Source organism: Enterobacter sp. KBR-315C3_2022 (genome assembly GCF_041399425.1).
GTDB lineage: Bacteria > Pseudomonadota > Gammaproteobacteria > Enterobacterales > Enterobacteriaceae > Enterobacter.
In genome coordinates this window covers 219,849-238,705 of record NZ_JBGKEB010000003.1, presented here as the reverse complement: position 1 = coordinate 238,705, position 18,857 = coordinate 219,849, and the positions used below count along the sequence as shown (strand labels likewise).

At 52.3% G+C, this 18,857-nt stretch carries 16 protein-coding genes and 3 pseudogenes; 5 read left to right on the top strand and 14 right to left on the bottom strand.

Annotation, left to right across the window (positions count from 1 at the left end; genetic code table 11):
- Positions 1–95: 95 nt before the first annotated feature.
- Entirely contained in the window at positions 96–1,301 is a 1,206-nt protein-coding gene (dacC, locus tag AB8804_RS05580) for a serine-type D-Ala-D-Ala carboxypeptidase (RefSeq protein WP_371183978.1), read from the top strand.
- A gap of 91 nt (positions 1,302–1,392) precedes the next feature.
- Here dacC and deoR read toward each other — a convergent pair whose 3' ends face one another.
- The 3 genes from deoR to AB8804_RS05565 form a co-directional block, all read right to left on the bottom strand.
- The gene (gene deoR, locus AB8804_RS05575) at positions 1,393–2,151 is read right to left on the bottom strand and encodes a DNA-binding transcriptional repressor DeoR (RefSeq protein WP_371183976.1); all 759 of its coding nucleotides are present in this window, start codon (positions 2,149–2,151) and stop codon (positions 1,393–1,395) included.
- A gap of 67 nt (positions 2,152–2,218) precedes the next feature.
- The gene (gene ybjG / locus AB8804_RS05570) at positions 2,219–2,827 is read right to left on the bottom strand and encodes an undecaprenyl-diphosphate phosphatase (protein ID WP_371183974.1); all 609 of its coding nucleotides are present in this window, start codon (positions 2,825–2,827) and stop codon (positions 2,219–2,221) included.
- 7 nt (positions 2,828–2,834) lie between these two features.
- The gene (locus tag AB8804_RS05565) at positions 2,835–3,563 is read right to left on the bottom strand and encodes a phosphatase PAP2 family protein (protein ID WP_371183972.1); all 729 of its coding nucleotides are present in this window, start codon (positions 3,561–3,563) and stop codon (positions 2,835–2,837) included.
- Positions 3,564–3,731: 168 nt separating this feature from the next.
- Here AB8804_RS05565 and AB8804_RS05560 point away from each other — a divergent pair, with 168 nt between their 5' ends.
- Entirely contained in the window at positions 3,732–4,964 is a 1,233-nt protein-coding gene (locus tag AB8804_RS05560) for an MFS transporter (RefSeq protein ID WP_371183970.1), read from the top strand.
- 69 nt (positions 4,965–5,033) lie between these two features.
- On the opposite strand, the gene AB8804_RS05555 is transcribed toward AB8804_RS05560, so the two are convergent.
- Complete coding sequence (locus AB8804_RS05555) at positions 5,034–5,846, bottom strand: Cof-type HAD-IIB family hydrolase (protein ID WP_371183968.1); 813 nt, start codon at positions 5,844–5,846, stop codon at positions 5,034–5,036.
- On the bottom strand, positions 5,836–7,050 hold the full coding sequence (locus AB8804_RS05550; RefSeq protein WP_371183966.1) for an MFS transporter: 1,215 nt from the start codon (positions 7,048–7,050) through the stop codon (positions 5,836–5,838). Before AB8804_RS05550 ends, AB8804_RS05555 begins: the two co-directional genes overlap by 11 nt.
- Positions 7,051–7,132: 82 nt before the next feature.
- Here AB8804_RS05550 and AB8804_RS05545 point away from each other — a divergent pair, with 82 nt between their 5' ends.
- Positions 7,133–7,684 (top strand): TetR/AcrR family transcriptional regulator, encoded by a 552-nt coding sequence (locus AB8804_RS05545; RefSeq protein WP_371183964.1) that lies wholly within the window; start codon positions 7,133–7,135, stop codon positions 7,682–7,684.
- A gap of 17 nt (positions 7,685–7,701) precedes the next feature.
- Here the strand turns inward: AB8804_RS05545 and arsC are convergent, their stop codons facing one another.
- The 7 genes and pseudogenes from arsC to AB8804_RS05510 form a co-directional block, all read right to left on the bottom strand.
- A complete protein-coding gene (gene arsC / locus AB8804_RS05540) occupies positions 7,702–8,133 on the bottom strand; it encodes a glutaredoxin-dependent arsenate reductase (protein WP_371183962.1) in 432 nt (143 codons plus the stop codon).
- A 12-nt stretch (positions 8,134–8,145) separates the two neighbouring features.
- A complete protein-coding gene (locus tag AB8804_RS05535) occupies positions 8,146–9,435 on the bottom strand; it encodes an arsenic transporter (protein ID WP_371183960.1) in 1,290 nt (429 codons plus the stop codon).
- A 41-nt stretch (positions 9,436–9,476) separates the two neighbouring features.
- Positions 9,477–9,797 carry a metalloregulator ArsR/SmtB family transcription factor gene (locus AB8804_RS05530; protein WP_371183958.1) on the bottom strand — a complete coding sequence of 107 codons (321 nt, stop codon included), beginning with the start codon at positions 9,795–9,797 and terminating at the stop codon, positions 9,477–9,479.
- Positions 9,798–10,028: 231 nt separating this feature from the next.
- A complete protein-coding gene (locus tag AB8804_RS05525; RefSeq protein WP_064358382.1) occupies positions 10,029–10,298 on the bottom strand; it encodes a hypothetical protein in 270 nt (89 codons plus the stop codon).
- A gap of 49 nt (positions 10,299–10,347) precedes the next feature.
- Positions 10,348–11,372 (bottom strand): annotated as a pseudogene (locus AB8804_RS05520) (site-specific integrase).
- 81 nt (positions 11,373–11,453) lie between these two features.
- Positions 11,454–13,442 (bottom strand): AAA family ATPase, encoded by a 1,989-nt coding sequence (locus tag AB8804_RS05515; RefSeq protein ID WP_371183955.1) that lies wholly within the window; start codon positions 13,440–13,442, stop codon positions 11,454–11,456.
- Positions 13,443–13,738: 296 nt separating this feature from the next.
- Positions 13,739–14,050 (bottom strand): helix-turn-helix transcriptional regulator, encoded by a 312-nt coding sequence (locus tag AB8804_RS05510; RefSeq protein WP_371183953.1) that lies wholly within the window; start codon positions 14,048–14,050, stop codon positions 13,739–13,741.
- Positions 14,051–14,219: 169 nt separating this feature from the next.
- Between AB8804_RS05510 and AB8804_RS05505 the strand changes: the two are divergent.
- Positions 14,220–14,297: pseudogene (locus tag AB8804_RS05505) on the top strand (hypothetical protein); the annotation flags it as partial.
- 608 nt (positions 14,298–14,905) lie between these two features.
- A complete protein-coding gene (locus AB8804_RS05500; protein ID WP_371183951.1) occupies positions 14,906–16,060 on the top strand; it encodes an RES family NAD+ phosphorylase in 1,155 nt (384 codons plus the stop codon).
- A gap of 89 nt (positions 16,061–16,149) precedes the next feature.
- On the opposite strand, the pseudogene AB8804_RS05495 reads toward AB8804_RS05500, so the two are convergent.
- Together AB8804_RS05495 and AB8804_RS05490 are read right to left on the bottom strand one after the other, a co-directional pair.
- A pseudogene (locus AB8804_RS05495) lies at positions 16,150–16,920 on the bottom strand (phage portal protein); the annotation flags it as partial.
- Positions 16,921–17,109: 189 nt separating this feature from the next.
- Complete coding sequence (locus tag AB8804_RS05490; RefSeq protein WP_371183949.1) at positions 17,110–18,795, bottom strand: aspartate:alanine antiporter; 1,686 nt, start codon at positions 18,793–18,795, stop codon at positions 17,110–17,112.
- Between the last annotated feature and the right edge of the window lie 62 nt (positions 18,796–18,857).

Sequence of the window (18,857 nt, the reverse complement as noted above, 5' to 3'; positions counted from 1 at the left end):
AGGTTTCTTTGAACGCTGTAGTGCGCTATTACTCATCGCTTCTTGCGACACGGTGATTGTGACGTGATTTAAGAAAGGACACTCGGGTGGCATTTATGACGCAAAAAACTTCTTCTCTGCGCAGCCTGGCGGCGGGCTCTGCGCTTCTTTTCCTGTTTGCTCCAACGGTTTATGCAGCTGAAACAACGGCTCCGGAAGCGCCTCCGGTCGACGCGCGCGCCTGGATTTTGATGGATTACGCCAGCGGCAAGGTGCTGGCGGAAGGCAACGCCGACGAGAAGCTTGACCCGGCCAGCCTGACCAAGATTATGACCAGCTACGTGGTGGGCCAGTCGCTGAAGGCCGGCAAGATCAAGCTCGATGATATGGTCACCATCGGGAAAGATGCCTGGGCGACGGGCAACCCTGCGCTCCGCGGCTCGTCGGTGATGTTCCTGAAGCCGGGCGATCAGGTGTCGGTTTCCGACCTGAACAAGGGCGTGATTATCCAGTCCGGCAACGACGCCTGCATTGCGCTGGCGGATTACGTGGCGGGAAGCCAGGATTCGTTCATCGGCCTGATGAACGGCTACGCGCAGAAATTAGGCTTAACCAACACCACCTTTAAAACCGTCCACGGCCTGGACGCGCCGGGCCAGTTCAGCACCGCCCGCGACATGGCGCTGCTGGGCAAAGCGCTGATCCACGACGTGCCGGAAGAGTACGCCATCCATAAAGAGAAAGAGTTCACCTTCAACAAGATCCGCCAGCCGAACCGTAACCGGCTGCTGTGGAGCAGCAACGTCAACGTCGACGGGATGAAAACCGGCACCACCGCGGGCGCGGGCTACAACCTGGTGGCCTCCGCAACCCAGGGCGATATGCGCTTGATCTCGGTGGTGCTCGGCACGAAAACTGACCGTATTCGCTTCAACGAATCGGAAAAGCTGCTGACCTGGGGCTTCCGCTTCTATGAGACCGTCACGCCGATCAAGCCGGATGCCACGTTTATCAGCCAGCGCGTCTGGTTTGGTGATAAGAGCGAAGTTAACCTGGGCGCGGGAGAGGCCGGTTCGGTAACCATTCCGCGCGGCCAGCTGAAAAACCTGAAGGCCAGCTTTACCCTGACCGAGCCGCAGCTCACCGCGCCGCTGAAGAAAGGCCAGGTTGTCGGAACCATTGATTTCCAGCTTAACGGCAAATCCATCGAGCAGCGACCGCTGATCGTGATGGAAGCGGTAGAAGAGGGCGGCTTCTTCAGCCGGATGTGGGACTTCGTGATGATGAAATTCCACGGATGGTTTGGCAGCTGGTTTAGCTAAACGTTTTTGCCGGGTGGCGGCTACGCCTTACCCGGCCTACGTTCGAGCCGTTGTAGGCCGGGTAAGGCGTAGCCGCCACCCGGCGATCGGGCTAATACATCAGCTTAATCTGCTGCGCTTTCGCATACGCCACCAGCTCATCGTCCGGTCGGCAGTCGCTAACGATCGCGTCAAACTGCCCCAGCTCGCCCATCCTTGCCGGACGCACCTTGCCAAACTTGCTGTGATCCACCACCAGCACGTGCTGCTGCGCCGCGTTGAGCGCCCAGTGCTTCACCGGCAGCTCCTCCAGGTTAAAGCAGGTCGCTCCCTGACGAACACTGACGCCCGCAGCCGAATAAAACGCAATGTCCGGGCACAGGTGGCCGAGCGTATCCTGCAGGTTCAGCGGCTTAAAGATGGCGTTGCTGGCGTGGAACTCGCCGCCGCAGAGGATCACCCGGCACTCGGGCTTCTCCTGCAGGGCCAGAAAGGTGTTTAGCGAATAGCAGACGGCGGTGAAGGGCATGCTGCTGTCGATCGCTTCGATAATCCAGGGCGTGGTGGTGCCGCAGTCAAAAAACAGCGTCTGATGCGGCTGAACCAGAGACGCCGCAAGGCGCGCCGCTTTGCGCTTCTCCTCGACGAGGCGCGTTTTTTGATCGCTCAGCAGATAGTGGCTGGCGCTGCGCGGCTCGAGCACAATATACCCACCCAGCAACACGACGGGCGCGCTCTCGCTATTCAGATCGCGACGAATGGTCATCTCAGAGACGCCGAGCAGGGCGGCCGCTTCCTTGAGATGAAGCTTATCGCTGCGCTTCAGCGCCTGAATGAGCTGAGCAATGCGGTCATCGCGTCGTGTTTCCATAGGTCCTCGGAATAAATAAGTGAGCCCCCGCAGGGCGGGGGCTCAAGTGTAACCCGTCGGACCCGGATTAGTCACGTATCCAGCCTTTGCGGATGGGCAGGGCAAACAGCACGCGGTAGAGCTGAGACAGGCCGCGATAAAGCGCCTGACCAAACAGATTCCACAGGATCGCCGCGCTGACGCAGCCGATCATTCCCACCAGCAATCCGCCGACCATATCCAGCGGCCAGTGAACGCCCAGATAAACGCGGGACCAGGCGATAGCCACCGCCGTCGCCATCAGCACCGCGCCGGACCACAGGCGGTGCCAGAAGAGGAAGGCTAGCGCAAAGGTGAAAATCACCGTGCCGTGGTCGCTCGGGAAGGAGTCATCCGGGGCGTGGTGCAGGAAGTTATAGCCGACGTGATCGACAAACGGACGGTCGTGCGGGAACGCATGCCCCAGCACGTAGCTGGTCAGCACGCTGACGCCGATCGCCATCGCCACCTTGATCACCAGCTGGCGCTGCGCGCTAACCTGCTTGCGCGGCCCCCACAGCCAGAGAATCACCGCCAGAGCGGGAACGATGCTGATCAAATCTTTTGCGATAAAGGTCGCGACATCAATCATCCACTCTGGCGAAGCCGGCGTGGCGTTAATCAGGTAAAACAAACTGTAGTTGAGACTCTCTAACATACCCTCGTCACTCTTTTGCAAACCAGGCGGAAACAAGCCCGTAGACCGCCACCTGAGAAAACCAAACCCACCACCCGGCCCACAGGTTGTGAGAGAAAAAATGCGCCCCGCGCATCACCTGCCCGAAGCCCATCGTGAGCCCCAGAACAACGCCCAGGGCGACAAAACTCCAGGCCAGACGCGGACGCTCGCGCCAGAAGGCAAAAAACAGCCCCATGACCATAAAGCCGCTGGAGGAGTGGCCGCCTGGAAAGCACCGTCCGGGGCCGCTTTCCAGCGGTACTGTGCCAAACAGCGGATAAGAAACCGCCTTGCCGCCGTACTCCACCAGATCCCACGGGCAGCTGTGGTGGCTAATGCTTTTCAGCACGCCGACCACCAGGGCACCCACGCCCATCAGCAGCGCGGCGGTGACCAGCCGCGCGTTGCGGCGGTAGGCACCATAGATCAGCGCCACGGCGCCCAGGGCGATTGCGGCAAACTTCGCCATGCGGTGGTTCAGCAGATCCAGCAGCGGGTTTTGCTGCAGTGGAAAACGGTGCGCTGCCGCGTCGTACCAGTAGCCCGTTATCCATCTGTCGAGCCCTTCATCGCGAGAAAGCCAGGTAAACAGTATGGCCAAGGCTATCAGCGCTAAAAGCTGATAACCATAAAAGCGCGTCGGCAAACGGTAAAGTTTTTTTGTCTTAGTTGTCTGTAACTTAGACAATTCTGAAGGGGTTGAGGTGTGTGCCATAATCGGAGCCGATGACGTGAAATTAGGGCTATCATATTTGTGTCAACTTAAGGAAACCTTAAACAGCGACGATAAGTGCTTTATTTCTGTTAATCCTCGATAATTTGCTGTCTCAGGCAGGGCCAATTCATTACACTCAACGCGATTTTTTCACCATAAAGAGATTGCATGACAAACCGTTCTTCTTCCGGTAATCGTCTGGGTCGTCAGGCGTTACTTTTCCCTCTGTGTCTGGTGCTCTACGAATTTTCCACCTACATCGGCAACGATATGATCCAGCCCGGCATGCTGGCCGTGGTAGAGCAGTTCAACGCGGGGATTGAGTGGGTTCCCACCTCCATGACCGCCTATCTGGCCGGCGGCATGTTTTTGCAGTGGCTGCTGGGGCCGCTGTCGGATCGTATTGGCCGTCGTCCGGTGATGCTGACGGGCGTGGTGTGGTTCATCGTTACCTGCCTGGCCACGCTGCTGGCGCAAAATATTGAACAGTTCACCCTGCTGCGCTTCCTTCAGGGCGTGAGCCTGTGCTTTATCGGCGCGGTGGGCTATGCCGCCATTCAGGAGTCGTTCGAGGAGGCGGTGTGTATCAAAATTACCGCACTGATGGCGAACGTGGCGCTGATTGCCCCGCTGCTGGGGCCGCTGGTGGGCGCCGCGTGGGTGCACGTCGCGCCGTGGGAGGGGATGTTTGTGCTCTTCGCCGCGCTTGCCGCCGTCTCCTTCTTTGGTCTGCACCGGGCGATGCCGGAAACCGCGACGCGGCTGGGCGAGAAGCTGTCGCTGAAAGAGCTGGGCCGGGACTATAAAGAAGTGTTGAAAAACGGCCGCTTCGTGGCGGGCGCGCTGGCGACGGGCTTTGTCAGCCTGCCGCTGCTGGCGTGGATTGCCCAGTCGCCGGTCATTATCATCAGCGGTGAACAGCTGAGCAGCTACGAGTACGGCCTTTTACAGGTGCCGATTTTTGGCGCGCTGATCGTCGGCAACCTGGTGCTGGCCCGCCTGACGGCGCGCCGCTCCGTGCGATCGCTGATTATCATGGGCGGCTGGCCGATTGCCGCAGGGCTGATTGTGGCCGTGGTGGCGACCGTGGCGTCGTCCCACGCCTACCTGTGGATGACGGCGGGGCTGAGCATCTATGCCTTCGGTATTGGCGTGGCGAATGCCGGGCTGGTGCGCCTGACCCTGTTCGCCAGCGAAATGAGCAAAGGCACCGTGTCGGCGGCGATGGGCATGCTGCAGATGCTGATTTTCACCGTCGGCATTGAGGTGAGCAAGCATGCTTACGCCTTCGGCGGCAACGGACTATTTAGCCTGTTCAATCTCGCCAACGGCGCGCTGTGGGTCGGGTTGATGGTGGTGTTCCTGAAAGACAAGCGCGTAGGGAATGCCCTGCAACCTTAACCTGTTTATTCCCTCTCCCCTTTGGGGAGAGGGTCAGGGTGAGGGGAGAGAGCACTAAACTCCACGGCATCAATTAAACGGCGCTTCCCCGTTCAGCGCTTTCTCAATCACGTCCAGCACGCCTTCATCGTTATTATTTGGCGCTTCGAAGCGGGCGACCGCCTTGATGTGCGGCCTGGCGTTCGCCATCGCGAAGCTAAACCCGGACTGGCGCAGCATTTCCACATCGTTACCGCTGTCGCCAAACGCCACCACCTCATGGTCTTCAATGCCCCAGCGCTTCTGCAATATCTTCAGGCCGTTGGCCTTGTGCACGCCCGGTATAATCAGGTCGATACTGCCGTGGCCGGTGGTGACGGGCACCATGATATCGCCCAGCTTTTCATGCAGCATCGCCTGGATACGCGGGATTTCGTCGTCCGACACGTTAAGGCCAAACTTAAAGAAGATATCGTTCAGATTGTCGAAATTCTCGACCTTCTCCAGGCGGTGATAATATTTCGCCGCCATGTCATGGAAGCCGTCGTGGTAATGCTTCAGCGTATAGGCGCTGCCTTTGCCGCAGGCGATAATTTCAATTCCGGCCACGTCGCTTAGCACGGTGGCCACGGTGTCAAAATCTGCTTTTGACAGCTCGCCGTTGAACACGTCTTCGCCAGCGCTGACCACCCAGCCGCCGTTTTCCGCCACGAAGGAAATCTCATGGGCGATCTCCGGGAAAAAGGAAATCAGCTGGTAGTACTGGTTGCCGCTGGCCACCACGAAACGTATGCCTTGCGCCTTCATGCGCGCGTACTGCGCCAGAAAACGCGCGCGGTTGTAGGTCTTCGCGTCGCTCAGGAACGTGCCATCCATGTCGACTGCAATCAGCTTAACGCTCATATCCTTTCTCCAGTGTCGTCTTTTCTGTTTCCGGTTTTGCCACCGCGCGGGCGACCAGCGCGGCGATAATCACCAGTCCTAATACCACCAGCATGGCGCTGCGCAGCCCGTAGTGTTCGCCGAGGAAGCCAAGCAGCGGCGGGCCCACCAGGAAGGCAAGATAGCCTGTCGTGGCGACCACGCTGACGCGCGTCGGCGCGTCCGGTCCGGTATCGCTGGCGGCGGAAATCGTCAGCGGGAAGCCGAGCGAGGCGCCAAGCCCCCATAGGATCACCGAAACGCCGGCAATCCAATCCACGTCTACAAAGATGATCATCGCGATGCCCAGCCCGCCCAGCAGGGCGCTGGCGCGCACCACCGCCACGCGGCTGTAGCGGTCAATAAACCAGCCGCCCGTGAAGCGCCCCACGGTCATGCCGAGCGTAAATCCGGCGTAAATCAGCGAGCCGGAGGTGGGGCTAAAGCCGTGGCCGTCCACCATCAGCAGCGGCAGCCAGTCGTTGGCCGAGCCTTCGGCGAAGGCCATCGCCAGCACCACCACGCCAATCAGCATCAGCTGGATATCGCGGTAGAAAGGCACGCCTTTTTCTGCCGACTTTTGCTCGTCGGCGGAGTTTTTTCCCGTGCCGCCGGGGATCGCCCGGATGCCGGTCAAAATCGGGATAATGCACACCAGGGCCGCCAGCAGGATATGCAGATTGGCCGCGATGCCAAACGCCGTCAGCGCCATGCCGACGCCCGCGCCCGCCAGCGTGCCGAGGCTGTAAAAGCCGTGCATCATCGGCAGGACGGTTTTATTCATTTCACGCTCAACGGCAGCGCCTTCGACGTTAATCGCCACCTCCGCCGCGCCAAAGCTGCCGCCAAAGACCGTCAGCCCGAGAGCAAATACCAGAGGAGAAGCAAGCCACAGCGCGACGCTCAGCACCATCATGCCCAGCACCGCGCAGCACATGGTGGTGCGAATCACCGCCCGGGTGCCGAAGCGCTTTACCAGCCATGCCGAGCACAGAATGCCGCTCATCGAGCCTATCGACAGGCCAAACAGCACGATGCCCATCTCCGCAGTCGAGACGGAGAGAATGTCGCGAATGGCAGGCGTGCGCGTCGCCCAGGAGGCCATCAGCAGCCCTGGAATGAAGAAGAACATAAACAACGCCCACATGCGCAGCTGCAGGGCCTTTCGAGGAGAGGTCAAGGTCATTGGGGTTAACACCGGAAGTACAACAATAGCGACAACACTAGCAAGTATGTGTACATTTGTACATAAACTACGTGAGGATTTTATGAGCAGACCCCCGAACGACCCTCATCGCCGCGAGAAGATCCTCCAGGCAACGCTGGATACTATTGCCGGGCATGGCATTCACGCGGTCACGCACCGCAAAATCGCCAGCCGCGCGGGCGTGCCGCTGGGCTCGATGACCTACTATTTTGACGGCATGGAGCAGCTGATCGAGGAGGCATTCGTCTGGTTTACCCTGCAAATGTCGCAGCAGTACCGCGACTTCTTCGCTGGCGTCACCGGGTCGGAGATGGCCTGCGAATCCATCACCACCCTGATCCACAGCTCCGAAGTGACCACGCCGCAGAACATGGCGCTGATGTACCAGCTCTACGCCTTTATGAACCGCAGCGCGGCGCTCAAAACGGTGATGCAGGACTGGATGAAAATGAGCCAGGCGACGCTCGGGCAGTGGTTCGACCCGGTGACTACCCGCGCGCTGGACGCGTTCATAGAAGGAATGACGCTGCACTTCGTGACGGACAGGCAGCCGCTGTCGCGACAGGAGATCCGCGCGATGGTCGGGCGGATTGCGGGGGAAAGCGGCCGCTAGCGTGCCGCTTGTCCGCATCACGGCTTGAGGATTTTTTTCCCGGCAGCGTCGATCACCGCTTCACCGTCTTCCTTGCTGAATGCCCCTTTTTGCGCATTCGGCAGGATCTCCAGCACCACTTCCGAAGGCCGGCACAGGCGGGTGCCCAGCGGCGTAACGACAATCGGTCGGTTAATCAAAATCGGATGTTGCAGCATGAAGTCAACGAGCGCGTCGTCGGGGATGCTTTCATCGGCCAGCCCGAGCTGCTCATAAGGCTCGACGTTTTTGCGCAGCAGATCGCGCACGGAGATAGCCATATCGTTAATCAGCTTCACCAGCTCGCCCCGCGACGGCGGATTTTCGAGGTAGAGGATAACGTCCGGCTCAACGCCGCTGTTGCGGATCATCTCCAGCGTGTTGCGGGACGTGCCGCACGCCGGGTTGTGATAAATACTGATGTGACTCATAGTCAGTGCTCGCTATAGGGTGAAAGAGAGACGTAACGCCAGCGCGGCGAGCGTCACAAACAGAACGGGCAGGGTCATGATAATCCCCGTTCGGAAATAGTATCCCCACGTAATGGTGATATTTTTCTGCGCCAGCACGTGCAGCCAGAGCAGGGTGGCAAGGCTGCCGATCGGCGTGATTTTCGGCCCCAAATCGCAGCCAATCACGTTGGCATAAATCATCGCCTCTTTAATCACGCCCGTCGCCGTGCTGCCGTCGATGGACAGCGCGCCAATCAGCACCGTAGGCATGTTGTTCATGATTGATGACAGAAACGCGGTGATGAACCCCGTCCCCAGCGTGGTCGCCCACAGCCCGTGCGCGGCCAGCAGGTTCAGCACGCCTGAAAGCGCGTCCGTTAACCCGGCATTTCGCAAACCGTACACCACCAGATACATCCCCAGCGAGAAGATGACGATCTGCCAGGGCGCGCCGCGCAGCACCTTTCCGGTATTAATCGCGTGGCCGCGCTTTGCGACGGCAAACAACACCAGCGCGCCGACGGTGGCGATGGCGCTGACCGGCACGCCGAGAGGTTCAAGAACGAAGAAGCCGACCAGCAAAAGAACCAGAACCACCCAGCCCGTTCTGAAGGTGGGCAGATCGTTAATCGCCAGCGCGGGCCGCTTGAGCTTATCCAGGTCGTAGACCGGCGGAATATCTTTACGGAAGAACAGGTGCAGCATCACCAGCGTGGCGGCGATGGCCGCGATATCCACCGGGATCATCACCGAAGCGTACTCCGTGAACCCGAGCGCAAAGAAGTCGGCGGAGACGATGTTCACCAGGTTAGAGACAATTAAAGGCAGGCTGGCCGTGTCCGCGATAAACCCGGCCGCCATCACGAAGGCGAGCGTGGACCGCGTGCTGAACCCAAGCGCCAGCAGCATGGCGATGACGATAGGCGTCAGGATCAGCGCCGCGCCATCGTTGGCGAAGAGCGCGGCCACGGCGGCGCCCAGCAGCACGATATAGCTGAACAGCAGCCGACCCCGCCCTTTTCCCCAGCGCGAAACGTGCAGGGCCGCCCATTCGAAAAAGCCCGACTCGTCCAGCAGCAGGCTGATAATGATGACCGCAATGAAGGTTGCCGTGGCGTTCCAGATGATATTCCAGACTAGCGGAATATCGTTAAGCTCAATGACTCCGAAGGCCAGCGCCAGCGCGGCCCCGATGGCGGCGCTCCAGCCGATGTTGAGCCCCCGGGGCTGCCAGATAACCAGAATCAGCGTGAAGAGAAAAATAGCACCTGCCAGAAACATGATGGCTCCGTTATATCTGTTTAAGTGAATGTATTTGTGGTTTAGCACGTACCGCGCTGGAGGGTTTTGAGCTTTGATCGAATCTCTTCACGCAGGCAGTTCCAGGCGCTGTCGATATTCGCTGCCGCCCACGCGGGCATGATGGGGGAAAGGCGGTAATAGATCCATTTCCCTTCCCGGCGATCGATGACGAGGCCTGACTCACGCAGTATGGCCATATGCCTTGAGACTTTGGGCTGCGCTTCCTTTGTGGCAGAACAAATATCGCAAACGCACAGTTCTCCGGCTTCGCGAAGCAGCATGACGATGGCTAAACGGGTTTCATCAGAAAGCGTTTTGAAAAGATGAAGCGGATGGTGCATTGGATATCTCGAGATTAGATGGGTTACATATATGGTAAATCATATGTGTTTGGTTGCATAGAGGGAAAGCTGAGGGGAATTTCAGGCAACAAAAAAACCATTTATGTGAATGGGTTAGTGAAAACAATGAGTTGCAAGATAATCAATAAGTTAGGTAGGTGGTAAGGGGTGGCGATTAAGGGGCAATGCCAACCGCAACCGCCACTTTGTCGCCACTTAGTTCATCGTGACTTACTTTAAACGCCAGGGGCCTTTCTCCTCGACTTGCTCCACCATTCCCTCTGACTCAAGTTCGCGGAGAAGGGCTACTGCCCAGTATTGTTGCTGTGTACTTGGGGCTTTAGGGTAATCTCCCCAGTCCAGACCGCAGAGACGAAATACTTCTGCTTGCTTAACGCCTTTACCATTTATGCGTCCATCAGGATGCTTTGCCAAAGCAGCAAGAGCTAATTCTTTAGCTTTAGTACGAAGTTCTAAGCCCTGTTTCTGTAACTCATTCATAATCAATCTCCCTGATAATCAAGACCATCCTAATGATACTCCGCGAATGTCAGGCGCGCACATGAACTGCATCTAAGGATGTTTGACCCATGGTTGCCAGGGGATTAAAGCGTAGGGCCGTTTCCAGAGGATTGGGCGCGAGGAGGGCATAGCGCATGGTCATTTCTATGTCGTGGTGGCCGAGGGTTTTCAGGAGGGCAAGGACATCATAAAGTGTGCTGCAAATGTGTGGCGCAGGAGGTGGGTAAGCTGGCCGCGAGGAAGCACAATGGAGAATTTGTCCATCACAGACAAAAACTTGAAGTAGCAATCCTTAAAGAACTTGAAACCGTCTAGGGCAATGATTTCCTCGTGCAGTTCTTTGCTGATTGAATTACTTCGGTTCTTCTTGCCTATGGTTCTGATAAATGTGATTCGGTACTTTGTGTACCTGAGAGCGTGTGAGGTTCACCGCTTCGCGCCAGCGTGCGCCGGTACTAAGGCAAATTTTAACCACCAGAGCGAGCAGGGCGCTTTGGCGTTGGCAGTCAAAAAGAAGCTCGGTGATCTGTTCATGCGTCAGCCAGGCCATTTCTTTCTCGGCAATGGTGAATTTACGCATGTTCTCCAGCGGGTTTGGTGCTGTCCATTCTCCAAGGCGGGCCAGTTCGCTGAATACGCTGCTCAGATAGCTTTGCTCCAGATTGATAGTTACCGGGCTGGCACCTTTCTTCCACTTCTCGCTAAATTAGATTTCATCCGTCAGGCGTTTATCGCGGTAATGCGCGAACAATTTGAAACTGAGATCGTTAGCAAGAGGGTTTCCGAGTGCATCGACCATTAGGACCAACTTGTCGTAAACATGCTCGCCAGCGGTCAGGGGTTTGCCGTGCAGTTTGAACCAGAGTTCAACGACGTCTTTCAGAGTTCGACGGTCTACTGATTCACCCAGCCAGGGCTTAGCATCTGTCTCATCCATCGTGTGACGCTCAAAAACCAGTGCTTCGCCTTTGGTGGCGAACCGTTTACCCACACGAAGCCCGGCGGATGGCATTCAAAAATCCATTTTTTTGTATCGAGTTTTCGTACTGCCATAAAAAAACCCTCATTTCTGAGGGCTAAGTTTAACTGTAGGTTTGACCAGTGGACAATTTATCAATTTCAAATAACAAACATTTACTTGCTATCGAAAAAATTAATTATTTCTTTTAACCATCCTAACGAGGGAATTTCGTCTTCGTCAATATCATAAAGTGCTTCTATATAGGTCTCACAAAAAATATTTTTATTACCTGGTTCATTAAAATATTTTTTTATAATCTGTTTTTGTCTTGTGGTTAGGTCTAGTATGCCCCCAGAAACTTCAGATGAAAGCGTCTCCATGTTTTCGATAAATGAGAATCTCTCTTCTCCATTATGATAAAGACGGTATAATGTTTCATAGAAGTTTAGCCCATGAAGTGCATCTTCAATCTCTGTTGGAGGAGACACCCTATTATCAGTAGTCTTAAGTAAGTTAATATTACTTAAATCCTCACTAAGCAATAATCTTCTTATTCTCACTTGGGGGATGCTGTCTAGAGCTTCAAATTTATCATATGCATGATCGGTGTCTAAAAGGCAAAAAACTTTGCCTTTTATAGCCGGTTTTCGATCCTTCAAAGCTAGTACTAAGTAAGTATAAATATCCTTCAGTGCGAAAGATCCTCCGACACTAAGCACAATTAAGTTTTCGCACTCTCGATCTTCAAGTGTTAAGTGTGCATCAATGTATTTTTTATCAGTACGGCCTTCACATAAAATCCAGTTGTAGTTATTCGATGAGGTGATGGATGTTATAATAGACTGAATTAGATCATGATTACTCTTTACCTCAAGCGTATCTAAGTAAGAACCTTGTGATTCCTTAACCAAGGCTGAAATTTCATCACGATAATACTCAAGGTTTATACATTTTATAAAGGTTTGATTCGGCGAGATATATGTCGCGCTACCAGTCATTGCCGCAGGCAAAAAGCCATACCAATGTGTAGTACAAATTGTTTGGATGCCTAATTCGCTAATCTTTCTAATTTTCTCAAATTGCGTGAAGCATGAAGATGCATGCAGAGACAGTTCTGGCTCATCTACAGCTAAAATGGTGGTTTGTTGTGTTTTTTGGGGGTTATCTTTTAAAAATCCAATAGCTAAATCTAGCAAAGCTTTCCTTTTTTCACCTGAACTGAGATTGTAGATTGGGGTATCTCTACTTACGTTATCAATGTAATGTAAAACCTTGTCACTGAAATAAGATTCAATGATCTTAGAAATCATATGACGCTGCGTGAAAGAGTTTTGTCGCTGAGTTGGTCGTTTAAAATGATAGCGCCCATCGAGTTTTTGAGAAAGTTGATCAACAAAATCATGAAGGTGTTGGTTAATTTCATTGATATCTTCTTTTTTGATAATTTTGCTTATTCTTTGTTGTAAATTCTCTCCTAACAGCGATTGTAACAGATCGCTTTCTATTTTTGAGTATTCTGGTATGGTTATTTCTGCAGGTAAATATATATAGTTAAATGTATCTTTTATATGATCTAGAAGCTTAGCTAATGTACTTCTGAAAAAGTTCTTTTGTACGTTGGATGAGCTGTTTTCAGGAGTTAACTCTTCTATCTCAGAACGATAGTCTTCGATAGACTCAAATATTGACATATAAGGTCGTGGAATTTCATTCGCCTTATCTTTTATGATTCCTAATGGTATAAGAAAATAATCAGAGTCAGAATAGTATGATGTTAATGAGTTTCTATGTGATACAAATTTTTCAGCCAGTGTGCGCTGCATCGAATTGAAATCTTCAGTTTCTAATTGCCAAGTAGCGTTACTTATTATCTCAAAAAACTTGTATATAGAAGAGCTATTTCTCAATCGGTCCTTACGTATAAGGTAAATTGGAACGATAAATGGCTCTCGAGTTTCGAAACCTTGGCTGCGAGCATCGTTATTTATATCAAGTCGGTTAATATCTGTTCTGTTGAGGACAATATCTATTGCTTGTAGTATGGAGCTTTTGCCAACACCATTTTCCCCGATCATCCATGATGACCGATCGTTCACTGTAAGCGGAACGTAATGCTGATTTCTAAAATTTTTAAAATTTCTTAAAATTACACCAACAATCATTTAATTATTCCTTGATTAATATTTATTTACAGGTCTTTATCACCTTTGCAAGAATTATAACATTTTTGATGTAATATTCTATTTTTTGTTTTAGCATCCAACATTATACAATTGTTGGATAATCTTACACCTTCTCTTATTGAGTATATCCCATCGATTTAAATCATCCACATACCATCGTCAATATCGGCTATATTTAGATTTAAAAATAAATAATATTTTTTGATTTGATCGCCGATTTTCCATCTACTATATCTGCCAGTAGAGATGAATCAAATGTAAACAACCACTTTACATTATACTCCCATCACGGATTCTCTCTTTAGTAAACGTGATGGTTTCTGCTTTGTATCTATATGCTTCGGGCCTTCTGAAGTAGTCAGCCAACGTAGAGATATCCCGGTTTCAAGCGCACGCTGAATTAACCAATCTGCGGAGAAGAAATCTCGCATGTATCTGTTGGCCAATGTGCTTTTTGTCACTTCTAAGTGGTTAGCGAGGGCCTTACTTATTGTAAAACCATATTCCTCAACCAATCGCTCAATCTGACCCTTACCACCATGATTAGGAAATATTTTGATCTCATTTGGGTACTTTGATGTTGGCATATCTCTTATGCGATCCTGGTATCAATTCCGTTCCCATTTGGGGATTTGTCTCGATTACTTCCGGCTTACCACAAGCCAATAGGAGATGTTGCATTATGACCTCTAAGATTACAATCAATCTGAATAAGCCGCACGTCACAATCGAAAGTTATAGCGAGCTGACTGGACTGACGCCAGTGAAACGGAAGTGGATGTGCTTCCGCGTGGCGGCAGCCTGCCATCTGGAGCCGGGCTGCGCCTGTTCTAACGGAATCAGTGCCTACAGGAGGATGACAAATGGCGTCAATGGTACTGACAGCTCAGAGAAATAGCATATCTGTTAATCAAAGAGTTAGCTGAGAAAAAACTATTTCAGTTTTAAATCATATGATGCACTTTATATATAAACAGTAATTTTAGGAGGGAGTAGTGAACGATTTGTTCATGGAGTCACTTGCACTGCAGAGGATAGAACTTATGGCCCGGCTGGTCGCCAGCTAAGATTGTAGCGATGACGACAAGGAGGTTGCGATCTCGTGGCTGTCGGAGCTGACAAGCGATCTGGTTACCAGGCTGAATGAATATTGAGTAGGGCAGGATGAGAGTACGCATTAGTGATTCCACACCATGGGAAACTCTCTCCCATATGGCATCCAGCAGATTGAGAACGCAGTGCATGTCTATGGTGCATGGATTCGCATGATCCAAAAAGGATCGCTACGGGTCGGGGCCGCCAGAACTGGCGCGCTTTCCGGCCTGTCATGCACCTGCATGAAAACCACTACACAAAGCGGGCAGGTGTGGCGGGGATACGATTGCGCATTTATTTCAAAACGGCAATAATTAACTTTTCAAAACCTATCCTAGGAAAGACAGATGTTTATCTGCGAAAACCATATCGTCGAACCAAACGTAAAAAATCATGTTCGTCTGCAAACTGAAAACAACATTTGTGTTTTTTGTAATGCTGTTACAAAATGCCTAGATACTGATTCGATAGAAGCTCGAAATTTGCTAAAAGCAATCCTACGTTATAACTTTGATGAAGCTCTCTATAATACACATATCGGTGGTGACTATTTTACAAGTTTTTTATTAGCGGATGATTATATATTTTGCAAGGATATCCAAAGTCAAACGGGAGAGTTTACTGATCTTGATAGTGAAATATGGGGTATGGGGTTTACAACTCCAGGTGAGATTGATATACACTCAGGGCATGCCCAAGATGGCATAATGAATATGCCGTTTATGTCAATTATTAACTCATATCATCCATTTATAGATAAATTATCTAAGAAACTTGCTGAGGTAAATTACCATGAGTTTGAAGATGAATTAAGGGATATCATTAAAGATTATGGGAATTCTTTTGTCAAAATAATTGAGGGTAGTTCTGTAGTTTATCGTGCTCGCGTAGGGACTGCTGGTTATAAAAAAGTTCATGAAAATTTTAACCGTGAAGGTAAGAAAATATTCGTTCCATACAAAAATAAAGAAATAGGTTCTGTTCCTCCTCTTAAAGCTACTGCAGGTAGAGCTAATAGGGTAGGGGTTTCATACTTATATTGCGCTACTGATAGCTATACCGCAGTCGCTGAGGTTAGACCGCATCCTACAGATGTAGTTTCTTTAGGTAAATTTAGCGTATCACGAGCTTTAAAAGTGTTCGATTTTTCATATCCAAATTTATTAGACTTTATCGAAAATGAAGATACTTTATTGAGAATGATTCCTTATGCTAAAATGGCGGGTGTTTTTAACACCGCTACACCACCCTCTTTAGAGGGAAGGTATAGTATTTCTCAACTCATATCTGACTGCATAAGAAAGGAGGGATACGATGGCATACAGTTTTCAAGCACTGTTGGTGAAGGGAAGAATTTAGTTGTATTTAACCCTAATGACATGGAATTTATTGAGGGTAGTTCAATGGTAATAGAAATTGATAAAGTACAATATACATACGAAGAAAAACAAATAGTAGGGATGAATGATCAGTGGGAAGTTTATTATACTGAAGTTGAGTAGATAAATGTGGCTCCGCAATTTCTTGTGGAGCTAATTTTGTGATGTTAACCTAATGAGTATGAGTCAAATTTTATTATTTTATCTCCGAGTCAATTGTTAATTTCGACCATTCTTTTCTGTAATGGAATGAGTTCATTTCGCATAAACACATTAGCAGCCTTTTCCACATCCCCAAATCCCCCAACATTACTCGGCATGATCCCCATCATCTGCGGCGGAACGCGGTGAGCCGCCATCATGCCGTCCCGGCTCACGTTCTTGATATTCAGAAACTCATCTTTAGACGCCACCTCTGACAGCGAGATGTTCTGAATTCCGTCCTTTTTACCGTTAGGTGAGTACATAAACAGGTTGCGGAAGTTGCCCGGCCCTTTGGCGCTTTTCATAGCCTGACGGATGTTGTTCACGTCCTACTGGTTCTGCGGCGCGTCGGTCATGTACATGATGAACCCTGCATGGCTGCCGTTAATGTAATACTTCCGGCGGAACAGGATGGCGGACTCGTTCAGCAGGGCGGACGGGATGGCGGACTGGTATTCCGGCAGGCCGTAAATTTCCTGGATCAGGTCCGGCTCCATCAGGTGAAAGATACCGCCTTTGGTGAACTCGTGGGGCTGCATGGTCATGCCATATTGCACAAACCAGTAGGTGTCAAGATCGATCCCGCGGCGGGTGTATTTTGCAAGCGATGACTCCAGCGACAGAATGCCGCCGAGCCGGTTCGTCGGTTTCTCCAGGTTGGCGTTACCAAACACCAGATAGTACTGCACAAAGCGGCTGAAAGCCTGCTGGCTCAGTAGCGGGTGCGGAGTAAACTTGCTGGTCAGGATGTTACGCTTAACGGCAATCCGTGAGCTATGTGGCTGATTGAAAAGGTCTTGGATTTCAGGCAACAAAAAACCCATCAACCTTGAACCAAAACGGCGGGGTTGATGGGCTCCACAAATTGGGGACATCAAAGAAAAGCAGTGGCACTAGTTATGACTGCCCCCTGCGTAAAAAGTTCTGCGCATCGCGAAAATTTTTTCGTCAATGCGCAAACTTAAGACTTATCCGAGACCTGGCCAGATGATGATGATGAGCGTACCGGCCAGGGTAAGGAGCACGTTGGCGATCGCGTAGGTGCCCGCATAGCCCAGAGCAGGGATGTTGCTGCGCGCGGTGTCGCTGATGATCTCCATTGCCGGTGCGCAGGTGCGGGCACCCATCATCGCGCCGAAGAGCAGGGCGCGGTTCATGCGCAGCACGTAGGCGCCAAACAGGAAGCAGATCACCACCGGTACCAGGCTGACGATAAGGCCAGATACCAGCATCTGCCAACCCACGTCGCCAAGGCTGCTGCCGATGCCGCTGCCCGCGCTCAGGCCAACCCCGGCCATAAAGACCATCAGGCCAAACTCTTTCACCATGTTTAGCGCGCCCTGCGGGATGTAGCCGAAAGTCGGGTGGTTCGCGCGCAGGAAGCCGAGCATGATGCCGGCAAACAGCAGCCCGGCGGCGTTGCCGATGCCAAAGCTGAAGTTGCTGAACTGGAAGGTAATCATCCCGATCATCAGGCCCACAATAAAGAAGGCGCAGAAGGCCAGCAGGTCGGTCACCTGGCTGTGGATGGAGATAAAGCCGATACGGTCGGCAACGGTTTTCACGCGCCGCGTGTCGCCGCTCACCTGCAGCACATCGCCCTTGTTGAGGACGATGTTATCGTCGATTGGCATTTCAATCTGGCTGCGAATGACGCGGTTCAGGAAGCAGCCGTGGTCGGTCAGCTTGAGCTGCGCCAGGCGGCGGCCCACCGCGTTGTGGTTCTTCACCACAATCTCTTCGGTGACGATGCGCATATCGAGCAGATCGCGGTCGAAGACCTCTTTACCGTTGCGGAAGCTCGGGTCGAGGCGCGCGTGGGCGTCCGGATAGCCCACCAGGGCAATATCGTCGCCCATCTGCAGTACCGCATCGCCGTCCGGGTTCGCCAGAATGCCGTTGCGTCGGATGCGTTCGATGTAGCAGCCCGTCTGGCGGTAAATCCCCAGCTCGCGCAGGTTTTTACCGTCGGCCCAGGCAACCAGCTCTGGCCCGACGCGATAGGCGCGGATGACCGGAAGATAGACTTTTCGCTTGGTGTCGGTGTCCAGACCGCGCTCGCGCGCAATCTGCTGGGCGCTGGTCTGCAGATCCTGGTGCTGCAGTTTCGGCAGATAGCGCGCGCCCACGATCAGGCTGACCAGCCCGATCAGGTAGGTCAGGGCATAGCCCAGGCTCAGGTTGTCGAGCGCGCTGGAAAGCTGTGCGCCCGCCATGCCGGAATGGCGCAGGGTGTCGCCCGCGCCCACCAGCACCGGCGTTGAGGTCATCGAGCCCGCCAGCATACCGGCGGTCAGGCCGATATCCCATCCGAACAGCTTGCCCAGCCCGAGCGCCATCAGCAGCGCGCTGCCCACCATCACCAGCGCCAGCATCAGGTAGTTTTTGCCGTCGCGGAAGAAAATGGAGAAAAAGTTCGGCCCGGCCTCTACGCCCACGCAAAAAATAAACAGCATGAAGCCCAGGTTGAGCGCGTCCGTGTTAATGCTGAAATGCTGCTGACCTAATAATAAGGAGACGACTAAAACGCCAATGGAATTACCAAGTTGAACTGAACCCAGGCGCAATTTGCCCAGACAAAGGCCCAGTGCCAGTACCACAAATAATAACAGGATGTAATTCCCATTTAACAAGTCTGCGACGTTTATATTCACGGAGGCTAACTTCTTGTTTACCAGTAAGTTGTTGAATGAAGAGGCTATTTGGGCTACTGTTT